The following is a 13,504-nucleotide window of genomic DNA, read 5'->3' on the forward strand; positions in this document are numbered from 1 at the left end:
CACGCCACATATTTTCCTTAGTCGCCGTTTAGGAGATGGTCATTCATCAAGAAGTTCTGGGGTTCTCGATGTTTGCAGCAATTTTGGGGACGCTTCTGGCGTTTCTTTATTTCGCATGGAGAGTCAGGGTCGTCGTCCGCACGATTTTCAGGGTGCATCACGCTGAAGGTCTTGGAGACAAACTCGATGCGTTTACGCGGCACATTCCCCATGATGTTTTGCAGGATTCGATGTTTGGGGCCGGTAGCGAACGACCTGCGCAGCAATCGTTGACCCGGATGAGATTTGGAACAACGCCGGGTGTGATCGTAGTGACCGTGATGGTTCTGATTGTGTTGTTCTATATCAGCTTCGTGAGGCCGGAACTGGCGCGTGCAGACGAAATATTCCCTATGCTGCACCCTGAGACCATTGTGCTGATCAAGTTGGGTATAATGGCGCTGGGTGCCTATACTTTGGTCTTTCACCTCGCCAATTCCATCTCGATCGATGGGTCAGAACTGGTGACGATGAGCCCTTTGTTTCAGCGGCGCTACTATGATCTGAACAAGCTCAAATCGATACGCCTCGGGCACAACGGAAATTACCTTCTGCGATTTTCCGATGGGAAGACGGCACGGATTCTGAAATACGTAACCGGACATGATGAAATGGTGCAGGCGCTGGAAAACGCCATCGCAGCAAATCAGGAGAGGACATGCCGGAACTTCCCGAAGTCGAAACGGTCCGCCGGGGTCTAAGCCCCGCTATGGAAGGCGAGTTGATCGAACGTGCGGACGTGAACCGCCCCGATCTGCGCTGGCCGTTCCCCGATCGGATGGCCGAACGGCTGACGGGGCAGCGGGTTGATCGGTTGCGGCGACGGTCAAAGTACATTTTGGCGGATCTCGGCAGCGGTGAAACCCTGCTGATTCATTTGGGGATGTCGGGGCGGATGACGGTCTCGGGCGATCCGCTGGGACAATTCGCACATGAACACCCGATGCCGGAAAAACACGACCATGTGGTGTTCCATATGGCTAATGGCGCTCGCATTACCTTCAACGATCCACGCCGGTTCGGTGCGATGGATCTGATACCGACGGTGTCCGCTGAAGGTCACAAGCTGTTGTCGGTTCTGGGGCCTGAACCGCTGGGCAACGATTTTCACGAACAGCATTTGATCGAGGCCTTCAAGGGCAAGAACACGCCGGTCAAATCGGCGCTTCTGGATCAGGGAATCGTTGCCGGTCTGGGCAACATATATGTCTGCGAGGCACTTTTTCGCGCTGGCGTGTCGCCACGTCGCAAAGCGGGGCAAATCTCTGCTGCGCGGGTCGCAGCGCTGGTCCCTATCATCCGTCAGGTGTTGCAGGAGGCGATCGAGGCGGGCGGCTCGTCGCTGCGCGATTTCCGCCAAGCCGATGGAGAGCTTGGATATTTTCAGCACAGCTTTGACGTTTATGGCCGCGAAGGCGATCCCTGTCGGACCGAGGGCTGTGGTACAGCAATCAAGAGAATCACCCAGTCCGGTCGCTCATCCTTCTACTGTGCGCAATGTCAAAGATAGCTTGATCCAAGTTTTTCGCGTGGTAAGGAATCGTACTTGAACGGAACAACCGGAAGCTTACACCTCATGGCTTTTGAGACGATCATCGTCGAAATCGAAGACCACGTCGCCCTAATCAAACTCGACAGACCCGATGCGCTGAACGCACTGAACACTCAGTTGCTGGGCGAGTTATGCGAAGCGTTGGAAGACGCGGATCGCAATGACAAGGTGCGCTGCATCGTGATCACCGGCTCGGACAAAGCCTTTGCCGCTGGCGCGGACATCAAGGAGATGTCCGACATGAGCTATGTCGATGTGTTCAATGTGAACCTCTTTGCCGATGCAAACAACCGGCTCACGGCCATTCGCAAGCCGATCATCGCCGCCGTCGCCGGTTATGCGCTGGGCGGTGGATGCGAACTGGCCATGCTGTGCGACTTCATCATCGCTGCCGACAACGCCAAGTTCGGACAGCCCGAGATCAATCTGGGTGTCATTGCCGGCCTGGGGGGAACGCAGCGTCTAACCCGGTTCGTGGGCAAGTCCAAGGCGATGGACATGAACCTGACCGGTCGCTTCATGGACGCCGAAGAGGCCGAACGCGCAGGCCTGGTCAGTCGGGTGGTTCCAGCCAAGAAGCTGATCGAAGAGGCCACCGGCGTTGCCCAGAAGATCGCCGAAAAATCATTGCTGACCGCTATGGCCGCCAAAGAGGCCGTCAACCGCAGCTATGAACTGCCGCTCAGCGAGGGGATGCTGTTCGAGCGGCGCGTGTTCCATTCGATGTTCGCTACCGAAGATCAGAAAGAGGGCATGGCGGCGTTTCTCGAAAAGCGCTCGGCCCAGTTCCGCGACAAATAGTTCGCGCGCCTTTGGGCTGATCCGGGGCGGGCCTTGGCCCGCCTTATTCATGGCGGCTATGCGGATGACAAGAATCGGCTTGTCAAACCTTGTGAACTTGGATAGTCAGCGCCGCTATACATGCGCGTGCGGCCCGCTTGGCCCGACTCACACTCGTGATTTCTGATCCGGTGCGGACATGTCCGTGGCGCGCAACCCAAGATAACCGTACCGAACAAAGGTCAGAGACACATGGCAAACTCGCCCCAGGCAAAGAAACGCGCTCGTCAGAACGAAAAGCGCTTCGCCGTCAACAAAGCACGTCGTTCGCGCATCCGTACCTATCTGCGCAAAGTTGAAGAAGCCATCGCATCCGGTGACAAGGACGCAGCAACCGCAGCCCTGCGCGCGGCTCAGCCCGAGCTGATGCGCGGCGTCACCAAAGGTGTCTTCCACAAGAACACCGCGTCCCGCAAAATGTCCCGCCTGTCGGCCCGCGTCAAAGCGCTGGGCTGATTCTGCTGGAAAACGCGTCAAGCGTTGATCTGAGAAAAAGGCGTCGCGCTGCGCGGCGCCTTTTTCATTGTTGCCGGAAAGCCGCGCCTTCACGAAACTGAGAGATTCTTTCGGGCCGAACCCCGAGTCAATATCAGAGTTTCATTGCCGCGACCGGTGCCCTCTTGCTACCACTGTTTCAGCGATTCACTCGCTTGGGGGGACAGGCTGTTCCAGCGATTGACCTGACGGGCATCAGGAAGATCAATGGGGCGAATGTTCGAAAACCGACCTTGGTCGGACGGACGATCTGCTGTGGATCAAGGTGTTGCCGTTGATCCTGGCCCTGTCGAAAATTTGAGCTGTGATGCGTCACCCGAAAGGCGGGTGCGGCCCTGTTTTGGGGTCGAGTAAGGTGTGACTGCGCTGAACATCGAATTGACTACCCGCCAGACCTTACTCGGTCCGGCGCAACGGTAGCCTTGTGCGTGAACGCAATAAACCGGGGAACCGGACCATAGTAATAAGGCCGACAGGCCAATAAAGAATGGGATGCGTGAGGCGCCGTATGACACAAGAGAAATGGGGGCAGCTGCGTAGCAAGTTGCTCAAGGCTGTGGGACGAAACAACTTTACCACCTGGATCGAACCGCTCGAGTTCCAGGAGTTGCAGGATGGGGTGGCCGTCTTTTCCGTACCGACCAATTTCATGGGAAACTATGTCAGTCAGAATTTCGCAGATCTGATTCTGTATGAACTGAACACGTCGGGTGAATCCGTTCAGCGGCTGGCGTTCCAAACCGCTGCCAATTCTTCAACGCGTCCGGTTCAGCCCGCAGATGCTAAGATCAAGCCCGAAGCCCTGGCAAAAGCGCCCTCGGCCGAACCGGCAGGGGAAGCGCTGGAAGCGTTGCAGGCCGCGCCGCTGGATGCGCGCTTTACCTTTGACAGCTTTGTGGTTGGCAAGCCGAACGAGCTAGCCCATGCCGCCGCGCGCCGTGTGTCCGAGGGCGGACCGGTCACGTTCAATCCACTGGTTCTTTATGGCGGCGTAGGTCTGGGTAAGACGCACCTTATGCACGCCATCGCGTGGGAGCTGAAAACCCGGCACCCCGAGTTGAACGTGCTGTACCTGTCGGCAGAGCAGTTCATGTACCGCTTTGTGCAGGCGCTGCGTGAACGCCGGATGATGGATTTCAAACATCTGTTCCGCTCGGTCGATGTGCTGATGGTCGATGACGTGCAGTTCATCGCGGGCAAGGATTCGACGCAGGAAGAGTTCTTTCACACCTTCAACGCGTTGGTGGACCAGAACAAGCAGATCATCATCTCTGCCGACCGCGCACCCGGCGAGATCAAGGATCTGGAAGATCGCGTGAAATCGCGTCTGCAATGTGGTCTGGTTGTTGACCTGCACCCCACCGACTATGAGCTGCGTCTGGGTATTCTTCAGAACAAGGTTCAGCAATACAGCAGCACCTACCCCGATCTGACGATCTCGGATGGTGTTCTGGAATTTCTGGCGCAACGCATCTCGACCAATGTGCGCGTGCTGGAAGGGGCCCTGACCCGTCTGTTCGCTTTTGCTTCGCTGGTCGGTCGCGAGATCGATATGGATTTGACGCAGGATTGTCTGGCCGACGTATTGCGCATGTCCGAGCGCAAAATCACGGTCGAAGAGATTCAGCGCAAGGTCTCGGAATATTACAACATCCGCATGTCCGACATTATCGGACCGAAACGCTTGCGGTCCTATGCGCGCCCGCGGCAGGTGGCGATGTATCTGTGCAAGCAATTGACCAGCCGGTCCCTGCCTGAAATTGGGCGGCGTTTTGGGGGGAGGGATCACACCACGGTCATGCACGGCGTCAAACGCATCGAAGAGCTGAAACTGACCGATGGCCAGATCGCCGAAGATGTCGAGATGCTGCGCCGGGCGTTGGAAGCCTAAACCTATACATCTCCATTCTGAACGCGCCTCGGGTCTTTGGTCCGGGGCGTTTTTGTGCGCTATTGCCCACGGTCCGCCATGAACTGTGACAGATGGACCACGCGCCCCTTGACGCATCGGGCATTCCAACCCAGAAATCCGTAAAAAATCCTTGTGCCTCAGGGTGGAACCGCTAACGTGCCAGTCCCGCCTGTTTCGGCACGCAAGTCAGAGGAATTGAGGGTATGAAGATCAGCATCGAACGCGGCACCCTTCTCAAGGCCGTTTCGCAGGCCCAATCGGTTGTTGAACGGCGCAATACAATTCCGATTCTCGCAAATGTGCTGATAGAAGCCGAAGGCGATCAGGTGCAGTTTCGCGCCACAGATCTGGATATCGAAGTGGTCGACAAGGCCCCTGCACAGGTCGAGAAAGCCGGGGCGACGACAGTTGCGGCAACCACGCTGCACGAGATTGTGCGCAAGCTGCCAGATGGCGCGTTGGTGACGCTGACCGCCGACAGTGCGGCAGGTCGTTTGACGGTTGAAGCCGGGCGGTCGAACTTCTCGCTGGCGACGCTGCCGAAAGAGGATTTTCCAGTCATGGCGTCCTCGGAATATCAGTCGAACTTTACAGCCTCGGCGGCGCTGTTGCGGCGCTTGTTCGACAAGTCGAAATTCGCCATCTCGACCGAAGAAACCCGGTATTATCTGAACGGCGTCTATATGCATGTGACCGACGGGTCCGACGGCAGCAAAGTGTTGCGCTGCGTGGCGACCGATGGTCACCGTCTGGCGCGGATCGATGCGGATTGCCCGGATGGCGCCGCAGACATGCCGGGCGTTATCGTGCCACGCAAGACGGTGGGTGAGCTGCGCAAGCTTCTGGAAGATGACGAGATGGATATCGCCGTGTCGGTCAGTGAAACCAAGGTGCGTTTTGCCACGCCGGATATCACGCTGACCTCGAAGGTGATTGACGGTACTTTCCCCGATTACACCCGCGTTATCCCGCAGGGCAACACCCGCAAGCTGGAAGTGGACGCTGCCGAGTTTGCGCAAGCCGTTGATCGGGTTGCGACGGTGTCCTCGGAACGCTCGCGCGCGGTGAAGTTGCAACTGGACGGCGACAAGCTGGTTCTGTCGGTGAACGCGCCAGATAGTGGCGCGGCTGAGGAAGAACTGGCCGTGGCCTATGGCGACGAGCGGTTGGAGATTGGGTTCAACGCCAAGTATCTGTTGGAGATCGCCTCGCAGGTTGACCGAGAGAACGCGGTGTTCCTGTTTAACTCGGCCGGGGATCCGACCCTGATGCGCGAAGGCAATGATCAGAGCGCGGTTTATGTCGTCATGCCGATGCGCGTCTGATCGCGCTGACGCGCGATGCCTCCGGCGGGAGTATTTTTGAAAAGATGAAGGGAGGGGTCATGGGATTGGCCCTGACCGAGCTTACGGTCTCGCATTTTCGGTCTCATAAGCTGGCACGTTTGTCGTTGGACGGGCGACCGGTTGCGATTCACGGGCCGAACGGGGCGGGGAAGACCAATATACTTGAGGCTGTGTCGCTGTTTTCGCCCGGGCGCGGGATGCGGCGGGCCAGTGCGGCGGAAATGACACGGCGACCCGAAGCGCTGGGCTGGAAACTGTCGGGGGTTCTGGCAGCGCAGGGGCGGCAGTATGAGGTTGAGACCTGGTCCGAGGGCGGCGCAGCGCGGCAGGTTCGGATTGATGACAAGGCGGCCAGTCAGATTGAGCTGGGCAAGCTGGCGCGGGTTGTCTGGTTGGTGCCGTCAATGGATCGTTTGTGGATCGAGGGGGCTGAAGGGCGGCGGCGGTTTCTGGACCGGATTGCGCTGAGTTTTGACCCTTCGCACGCTGAAGCATCGCTGACCTATGAAAAAGCCATGCGGGAACGCAATCGCCTTTTGAAAGAGCAGGTGCGGGATGCCCATTGGTACACGGCGCTTGAGGGGCAGATGGCAGACACCGGGCACCGGGTACACGCAGCGCGGCTGGCGGCGCTGGGACATCTGCGCATCGCGCAGGAGCGGGCAGAAACCGCGTTCCCCTCTGCCGAGCTTGAACTTGTGCAGACCGAAGGTGAGATGCCCGACACAAGCGACGACCTGCGCGAGGCATTGAATGAAAACAGGTTCCGGGATTTATCGGCTGGGCGCACGCTGATCGGGCCGCACCGATCCGATTTGTATGGTGTCTTTGCCGCCAAAGGAGTTCCGGCCAAGGATTGCTCGACCGGAGAACAAAAGGCGCTGTTGGTGTCGCTAATCCTGTCGAACGCGCGCGCTCTGGCTGAACTGGTGGGCGCACCACCAATTGTGTTGCTGGATGAGGTGGCCGCACATCTGGATGCGGATCGGCGGGCGGCGCTCTATGACGAGATTTGCGCCTTGGGTACTCAGGCCTGGATGACGGGCACCGGGCCTGAACTGTTTGCGGAACTGGGCGATCGGGCGCAGACCTTGGTTGTCACCGAAGGTGATCAGGGCTCGGTCGTCAGCGCCTAGGCAGGTTCGCCAACCTTGCGTTCCCACAGAAAGCCGCGCATGACCTCGTCGACCGGGGTCTGCGCCATGTGATTGACGTAGTTCGACATGGTTTTCTGTGCCAGACCCAGAACCACATCCAACACCGCCCGATGCGAATAGCCAGCATCAAAGAAGGCTCGCAGCTGTTCCTCGGTCGGATTGCCGCGGCTTTGCATCAATTGCAGGGTGAAGGTGCGCAACGCCTCAAGCCTGGCTGAGGGTAGCGGGGTTTCGTTGCGCAGCGCCTCGATTATCTCGTCCGAGACTTTCATCATCTTGGCGATTCCGGTGTGTGCCGGGACGCAGTAATGGCATTCGTTTTCGACGTTGATGGTCTGCCAGACGACGGTCTTTTCGTCATTGTCAAAGTCCGTTTGCAGGAACAGGCCATGCAGCACCTGATAACCTTCAAGATGTTGCGGGCTTTCTGCCATCACTTTGTGCAGGCCAGGCAGGCGACCGAACGCCGCTTGCGATTTTTCCAGCAGGGGTTTGGATCCCTCGGGGGCAGTTTCGAGGTCATGAGAGGGGAAGTTTGCCATGTCAAAGCTCCTGTTTCTGGCGCGGTAGCTCAGAAATAGGGTTTCCTGAGCGATCACTCAAGTATATATTTGAGTGACTGTTCAAGAATTGGTGAAGACCATGCCGCGCAAGCCCGCTTACGACCGAGATGTTCTGATTGCCAAGGCGCGCGATATCTTTTGGCGTCAGGGTTGGGCCGGGACGTCGTTGAAGGATCTTGAGCGGGAACTGAAACTGAAACCCGGCAGTTTCTACGCGGCTTTTGGTTCCAAGGATGCTCTCTATGCGCTGGCGTTGGAGCGGTATGCGCAGGAAGGGATGGCCAATATGATGCGTTTGGCGCAGGAGATCGGACCACTTGAGGCGCTAAAGGCGCAGCCACGACTGGTGATCGAATCCGCAGAGTTGCCAACCAAGGCCTGCATGCTGGCCAAGACATACGCAGAGCTACAGTCCAAAGATCACGATCTCGCGGAGCAGGCGCGGATTCACATGACACAGATGAGAACATGTTTCGCCGACCTGTTTCGGAGCGCTCAGAAAGTCGGTGACATTGATGCCGATCGCGATCCTGACCGGCTGGCGGCGCGATACCAATCTGACCTTTTGGGGTTGCGATTGTCCGCCGAGCGCGAGGATGTGGATGCCGCTGAAATTGCTGCGGACATTGCCGCCGATCTCGACCGACTATGATCAACAATATTTCCGGAATGGTACCACAAAATGTGGGGGGATCGCGTGACATTCCCCACCAGAAAACGTATAAGTTACCAAAATAATATAGGTACGAACGGTATGTCCGAAGACGCACAGGCACCGCAGGAATACGGCGCGGATTCCATAAAAGTTCTCAAAGGCTTAGAGGCAGTTCGCAAGCGCCCCGGTATGTATATCGGGGATACGGATGATGGCTCGGGCCTGCACCATATGGTGTACGAGGTCGTGGACAACGGAATTGACGAGGCGTTGGCCGGTCATGCCGACCATGTAACCGTGAAAATCCACGCGGATTCCAGCGTCTCGGTCAGTGATAACGGACGCGGAATTCCGGTGGATATCCACCCGGAAGAGGGTGTCTCGGCCGCTGAGGTCATCATGACCCAGCTGCATGCGGGAGGTAAGTTCGACAGCAACTCGTACAAAGTGTCGGGCGGTCTGCACGGTGTGGGTGTTTCGGTGGTGAACGCGCTGTCAGATTGGCTGGAACTGCGCATTTGGCGTGCTGGCAAGGAACATGTGGCACGTTTTGAAGGTGGTGAGACGGCCGAGCATCTGAAGGTGGTTGAGGAGTGTGGGGATCGCACCGGAACCGAGGTGCGCTTTCTGGCCTCGACCAACACGTTTTCAAACCTCGAGTATTCGTTTGAAACGCTGGAAAAGCGCCTGCGCGAACTGGCCTTCCTGAACTCGGGCGTGCGGATCATCCTGATCGATGAGCGTCCCGCAGAACGGCTGGAGACCGAGCTGTTCTATGAAGGCGGCGTCAAGGAGTTCGTCAAATACCTGGATCGGTCGAAAACCCCTGCGATGCCAGAACCGATCTACATCAAGGGCGAACGCGACGATATCGGCGTCGAGATCGCCATGTGGTGGAATGACAGCTACCACGAGACGGTTCTGCCCTTTACCAACAATATCCCACAGCGCGATGGCGGCACCCATGTGGCCGGTTTCCGGGGGGCTCTGACCCGGACGATCAACAACTATGCGCAGTCGAGCGGCATCGCGAAGAAGGAAAAAGTCAGCTTCACCGGCGATGACGCGCGCGAAGGATTGACATGTGTCTTGTCGGTCAAAGTGCCTGACCCGAAATTCTCGTCGCAGACCAAGGACAAGCTGGTATCGTCCGAAGTCCGTCCGGCTGTCGAAGGTCTGATGAACGAAAAGCTGGCCGAGTGGTTCGAAGAAAACCCCAACGAGGCCAAAGCCATTGTCGGCAAGATCATCGAGGCTGCGCTGGCCCGCGAAGCCGCCCGAAAGGCGCGCGAACTGACCCGCCGCAAGACCGCGATGGATGTGAACTACTTGGCGGGTAAGCTGAAAGACTGTTCCGAGAAAGACCCATCAAAGACCGAAGTGTTTCTGGTCGAGGGTGACTCGGCGGGAGGGTCCGCCCAGACCGGACGTGACCGTCTGACCCAGGCGGTTCTGCCGTTGCGCGGTAAGATCCTGAACGTCGAACGCGCGCGGTTTGACCGGATGCTGTCATCGCAGGAAATCGGCAACCTCGTTATGGCCTTGGGTACCGGCATTGGCCGCGACGAATTCAACATCGAAAAGCTACGCTACCACAAGATCGTCATCATGACCGATGCGGACGTGGACGGCGCGCACATCCGCACCCTGTTGCTAACCTTCTTCTATCGCCAGATGCCGGAGCTTATCGAGGGCGGATTCCTCTACATCGCGCAGCCACCGCTCTATAAGGTTTCGCGCGGTAAATCAGAGGTGTATCTTAAAGATCAGGCTGCGCTGGATGACTACCTGATCAATCAGGGTGTTGAAGGCGCGGTGTTGAAACTCGGTTCGGGTGAAGAGATCATCGGTCAGGATCTGACCCGTGTGGTTGACGAAGCCCGTCAGTTGAAACGTGTGCTGGACGCATTCCCGACCCATTACCCGCGTCACATTCTGGAACAGGCTGCGGTGGCCGGAGCCTTCGTGCCCGGTGCCGTGGATGCGGACCTGCAAGGCGTCGCCGACAAGGTCGCGGCCCGTCTGGATCTGATCGCGCTGGAATACGAACGCGGCTGGCAGGGTCGGATCACCCAGGACCACGGCATCCGTCTGGCCCGCATCCTGCGGGGTGTCGAAGAAGTGCGTACGCTGGACGGCCCGATGCTGCGCTCGGGCGAGGCGCGCAAGACCGGCAGCTTCACGCAAAGCCTGCAAGAGGTCTATAATACCCCCGCCACCCTGATCCGCCGAGACCGCAGCCAGGTGATCCACGGACCGCTGGACCTTTTGCGCGCCATTCTGGAAGAAGGTGAAAAGGGTCTGTCGCTGCAACGCTATAAGGGGCTGGGCGAAATGAACCCGGATCAATTGTGGGAAACAACCCTGGATCCCGACGCCCGGACGCTGCTGCAGGTGCGCGTGGATGACATGGTAGAGGCAGACGACCTGTTCACCAAGCTGATGGGCGACGTGGTAGAACCCCGCCGCGAGTTCATCCAGAAAAATGCCTTGAGCGTCGAGAACCTGGATTTCTGATATTTTTGTAGGTTTGCGCATAGCACTTCGCACACCCCATAAGTTTGCGTAGTTCGCCCATAGTTTTGCGCTGCGCGTTTGTCTGCATTAGCGACGAATTCAATCAGTATATAGCTTAGTCGTTGCGGCTATGGCCCTTTGCATTGCTCAATCCCGCAAAGGGCCTCCCTAAGGAACCTTGGATTCTCGCGAAAGTCTGCGATGCGCAGAATGCTGACTTTGCAAATTTACGAGAACGGCTCAAATGAAATTGCCTTTAGCCAAGCAGCAACAAGTTGGGGTGTCGTCTGGCAAACTTACCGTTCGCAGTATCCCAACAGAATTTCTGAGCGGAACCCGAAATTGCTTTAAGGTTGCGTAAACAACGTTGGTTCCCCACTTTGAGAAAACGTAATCCATAGCAAGACTGAAAGAGAATTAAATGAAACGCCTGTTTCCATCTCTGCCGGAGAACGCGACGCTGGGAAGTGTCTATCAAGCCTTTCCAGACAAACTCTCTCCGCTTTGTGTGTACGAAAGCCTTGTGATGAGGGGCGAGAGCGACCTCTCGGTTGCTGAACGTGAACTCATTGCGGCCTATGTCTCGGGATTGAATGCTTGTGCGTATTGCCATGGGGCGCACATCGTTTTCGCCAAAGCCTACGGTATTGAAGTCGAGACAATCGAAGCACTGATGGAAGACCGCGATACGGCGCCAGTCGAAGATCGTCTCAAACCATTGCTGGCATACATTGAAAAGCTCACTGTCTCGCCATCCCGAATGACAGAAGCCGACGCAAAAGCAGTCTACGCGGCAGGCTGGTCAGAGCGCGCGCTGTTCGATGCTATCCAGGTCTGCGGTGTCTTCAATCTCGTGAACCGCTTCATAGAAGGAACAGGTGTTCAAAGCCCTGGCACCGATCCAAGAGATGCGGACGAAGCCACTTTAAACCGATACCGAAGTGACAGCTTCTATACCGATTTTGGACGAGAGAACGGCCTCGACATCCCTTGAATTGATGTTGTTCGAACTTTCGAACGACGAAAAAAAAACTGGTCCGACAAAACGGCAGATGCGTTCTTCGCTCTCGGGGTTAAATCACTCGTCGGATCAAGTCGGCGCATTCATTTATTGTTGGTGGATCCATGCTCAAGACTCAACGATCCATCCTGCTTTTCGTAGATAAGGCTACGGCGGACGTACAGCCCTGACACAGCCCTATCAGTGAGAACCGATCGCCGCCCGCCGCTTTGGCGACCGCCTCAAGGTCTTCTAGGCGATGGCACGCACGAGCAGAGGGTTGGAGATGACAACGCGGCTTACAAAAGGTGATAGCAACCGCACAATAGCCTTTGTATTGACCGTCGCTTCCAGGACGATCTCGTCCTCCACATTCAGCCGCTCGGCGAATTTAAGGATGTGTTTGCGTTCAAGCTCAATGCGACCGGCATCCCGGATCTTGCCATTCTCCAGGATAGCCACCTGTGCAAAGGTGCGATGGACATCAAGTGCAATGATCTTCATGACTGGCTCCTTTCAATGGTCAGTAACCAAGGGAGCCAGCGGGCCACACGACAACTACGGATCCGCGCTCGCAGCGCAACCGGGCAAGTCGAAGGGGCGGCCAGATAACAACTCGAGCTCGCAGCTCATGAGATACTTCGGCCTGCCCGCCATTCGTGCTCCCAACACCCCAATCCCGGTGAATCAATTCTAACCCACATCGAAGCCTTCAAAACCTCCGATTAGAGCGCTGAGCTCATTCATGCCGGATAACAACATCATTAAACAGGATCACCGTTTCATCAAACGAAGGATCAGACCCATGCTGGGATTCAAATCTTTCGCTTCAGCCGCTTCTGTCCTGGCAGGCATAGAACTGGTCAATATGATCCGCAAAGGTCAATTCACGCCCGGCCTCCGTCCGTTTCAGCAGTTCATCCAACTGGCAGGATAAACTGCTCACCAATTCCACCGATGCTCTGCCAGTTAATAAGTTTGCGCCAGAACCCCGCATTGTTGGCGCAAAACTCAAAATAGCGGCGGACAAGCAGGCCGTACTTATGAATTCACATCTTGCTTATGTGTTCAGAGCAACAGATGAAGTTCATCCCATCGTTCTATTGTGAATAGAATGCGGATGTATTACATTGTACTACACAGCGGAAACAGGTGATTGCGATGAGAACCAGCCCATATTCAATCCGTCTTGATGAAGACTTGAGAAAGTCTCTGGAACGAGAAGCTGCGATAGAAGATCGGCCGCCTGCGCAGCTCGCTGTACGAGCAATTAGAATGATGTTGGAATTCAAGGCCGCAAAGCGAGCAGCCATTGATGCAGCTGTCGAAAAAGCAGATCTAGGTCGTGTTGACAAAAGGGATTCACATCAGGCTTTGAGCATGATTCAAGCTGACATCTGCGATGGAGACCAGCTTGGCACGAGATTT

At 56.6% G+C, this 13,504-nt stretch carries 13 protein-coding genes and 1 pseudogene; 12 read left to right on the forward strand and 2 right to left on the reverse strand.

Annotation, left to right across the window (positions count from 1 at the left end; translation table 11 throughout):
- Positions 1 to 68 precede the first annotated feature (68 nt).
- The 7 genes from ACR0JA_RS21140 to recF all read left to right on the forward strand — a co-directional run bounded on the left by ACR0JA_RS21140 (position 69) and on the right by recF (position 7,320).
- Positions 69 to 740, forward strand: a complete 672-nt coding sequence (locus tag ACR0JA_RS21140; RefSeq protein WP_480579371.1) for a hypothetical protein — start codon at positions 69 to 71, stop codon at positions 738 to 740.
- The gene (mutM, locus tag ACR0JA_RS21145; RefSeq protein WP_480579373.1) at positions 698 to 1,549 is read left to right on the forward strand and encodes a bifunctional DNA-formamidopyrimidine glycosylase/DNA-(apurinic or apyrimidinic site) lyase; all 852 of its coding nucleotides are present in this window, start codon (positions 698 to 700) and stop codon (positions 1,547 to 1,549) included. Before ACR0JA_RS21140 ends, mutM begins: the two co-directional genes overlap by 43 nt.
- A gap of 66 nt (positions 1,550 to 1,615) precedes the next feature.
- Complete coding sequence (locus ACR0JA_RS21150; protein ID WP_480579375.1) at positions 1,616 to 2,392, forward strand: enoyl-CoA hydratase; 777 nt, start codon at positions 1,616 to 1,618, stop codon at positions 2,390 to 2,392.
- Positions 2,393 to 2,623: 231 nt separating this feature from the next.
- Entirely contained in the window at positions 2,624 to 2,887 is a 264-nt protein-coding gene (gene rpsT, locus ACR0JA_RS21155; RefSeq protein WP_142638226.1) for a 30S ribosomal protein S20, read from the forward strand.
- Positions 2,888 to 3,434: 547 nt separating this feature from the next.
- Positions 3,435 to 4,817: a chromosomal replication initiator protein DnaA gene (gene dnaA / locus ACR0JA_RS21160; protein ID WP_480579377.1), complete on the forward strand. Its 1,383-nt coding sequence runs from the start codon at positions 3,435 to 3,437 to the stop codon at positions 4,815 to 4,817.
- A 224-nt stretch (positions 4,818 to 5,041) separates the two neighbouring features.
- The gene (dnaN, locus tag ACR0JA_RS21165) at positions 5,042 to 6,163 is read left to right on the forward strand and encodes a DNA polymerase III subunit beta (protein ID WP_480579379.1); all 1,122 of its coding nucleotides are present in this window, start codon (positions 5,042 to 5,044) and stop codon (positions 6,161 to 6,163) included.
- A 59-nt stretch (positions 6,164 to 6,222) separates the two neighbouring features.
- Positions 6,223 to 7,320: a DNA replication/repair protein RecF gene (gene recF / locus ACR0JA_RS21170; RefSeq protein ID WP_480579381.1), complete on the forward strand. Its 1,098-nt coding sequence runs from the start codon at positions 6,223 to 6,225 to the stop codon at positions 7,318 to 7,320.
- Here recF and ACR0JA_RS21175 read toward each other — a convergent pair.
- A complete protein-coding gene (locus tag ACR0JA_RS21175; protein ID WP_480579383.1) occupies positions 7,317 to 7,883 on the reverse strand; it encodes a carboxymuconolactone decarboxylase family protein in 567 nt (188 codons plus the stop codon). The genes recF and ACR0JA_RS21175 overlap by 4 nt on opposite strands.
- A 100-nt stretch (positions 7,884 to 7,983) precedes the next feature.
- Between ACR0JA_RS21175 and ACR0JA_RS21180 the strand changes: the two genes are divergently transcribed.
- The 3 genes from ACR0JA_RS21180 (at position 7,984) to ACR0JA_RS21190 (ending at position 12,070) form a co-directional block, all read left to right on the forward strand.
- Positions 7,984 to 8,556, forward strand: a complete 573-nt coding sequence (locus ACR0JA_RS21180) for a TetR/AcrR family transcriptional regulator (RefSeq protein WP_480579385.1) — start codon at positions 7,984 to 7,986, stop codon at positions 8,554 to 8,556.
- Between the two features lie 102 nt (positions 8,557 to 8,658).
- The gene (gene gyrB / locus ACR0JA_RS21185) at positions 8,659 to 11,076 is read left to right on the forward strand and encodes a DNA topoisomerase (ATP-hydrolyzing) subunit B (RefSeq protein WP_480579387.1); all 2,418 of its coding nucleotides are present in this window, start codon (positions 8,659 to 8,661) and stop codon (positions 11,074 to 11,076) included.
- A 421-nt stretch (positions 11,077 to 11,497) separates the two neighbouring features.
- Positions 11,498 to 12,070, forward strand: a complete 573-nt coding sequence (locus ACR0JA_RS21190) for a carboxymuconolactone decarboxylase family protein (RefSeq protein WP_480579389.1) — start codon at positions 11,498 to 11,500, stop codon at positions 12,068 to 12,070.
- Between the two features lie 258 nt (positions 12,071 to 12,328).
- Here the strand turns inward: ACR0JA_RS21190 and ACR0JA_RS21195 are convergent, their stop codons facing one another.
- On the reverse strand, positions 12,329 to 12,580 hold the full coding sequence (locus ACR0JA_RS21195) for a hypothetical protein (protein WP_480579399.1): 252 nt from the start codon (positions 12,578 to 12,580) through the stop codon (positions 12,329 to 12,331).
- A gap of 250 nt (positions 12,581 to 12,830) precedes the next feature.
- Between ACR0JA_RS21195 and ACR0JA_RS21200 the strand changes: the two are divergent.
- Both ACR0JA_RS21200 and ACR0JA_RS21205 read left to right on the forward strand, forming a co-directional pair.
- Positions 12,831 to 13,013, forward strand: a pseudogene (locus tag ACR0JA_RS21200) (DDE-type integrase/transposase/recombinase); the annotation flags it as partial.
- A gap of 224 nt (positions 13,014 to 13,237) precedes the next feature.
- On the forward strand, positions 13,238 to 13,504 hold a 267-nt coding region (locus ACR0JA_RS21205; RefSeq protein WP_480579391.1), incomplete at its 3' end, for a hypothetical protein.

This window comes from Ruegeria sp. AM4, from assembly GCF_056540665.1.

Excerpts from the sequence above, each read along its gene's own strand:
- ACR0JA_RS21140 (WP_480579371.1), top strand. The coding sequence starts at position 69 with ATGTTTGCAGCAATTTTGGGGACGCTTCTGGCGTTTCTTTATTTCGCA.
- mutM (WP_480579373.1), top strand. The coding sequence starts at position 698 with ATGCCGGAACTTCCCGAAGTCGAAACGGTCCGCCGGGGTCTAAGCCCC.
- ACR0JA_RS21150 (WP_480579375.1), top strand. The coding sequence starts at position 1,616 with ATGGCTTTTGAGACGATCATCGTCGAAATCGAAGACCACGTCGCCCTA.
- rpsT (WP_142638226.1), top strand. The coding sequence starts at position 2,624 with ATGGCAAACTCGCCCCAGGCAAAGAAACGCGCTCGTCAGAACGAAAAG.
- dnaA (WP_480579377.1), top strand. The coding sequence starts at position 3,435 with ATGACACAAGAGAAATGGGGGCAGCTGCGTAGCAAGTTGCTCAAGGCT.
- dnaN (WP_480579379.1), top strand. The coding sequence starts at position 5,042 with ATGAAGATCAGCATCGAACGCGGCACCCTTCTCAAGGCCGTTTCGCAG.
- recF (WP_480579381.1), top strand. The coding sequence starts at position 6,223 with ATGGGATTGGCCCTGACCGAGCTTACGGTCTCGCATTTTCGGTCTCAT.
- ACR0JA_RS21175 (WP_480579383.1), bottom strand. The coding sequence starts at position 7,883 with ATGGCAAACTTCCCCTCTCATGACCTCGAAACTGCCCCCGAGGGATCC.
- ACR0JA_RS21180 (WP_480579385.1), top strand. The coding sequence starts at position 7,984 with ATGCCGCGCAAGCCCGCTTACGACCGAGATGTTCTGATTGCCAAGGCG.
- gyrB (WP_480579387.1), top strand. The coding sequence starts at position 8,659 with ATGTCCGAAGACGCACAGGCACCGCAGGAATACGGCGCGGATTCCATA.
- ACR0JA_RS21190 (WP_480579389.1), top strand. The coding sequence starts at position 11,498 with ATGAAACGCCTGTTTCCATCTCTGCCGGAGAACGCGACGCTGGGAAGT.
- ACR0JA_RS21195 (WP_480579399.1), bottom strand. The coding sequence starts at position 12,580 with ATGAAGATCATTGCACTTGATGTCCATCGCACCTTTGCACAGGTGGCT.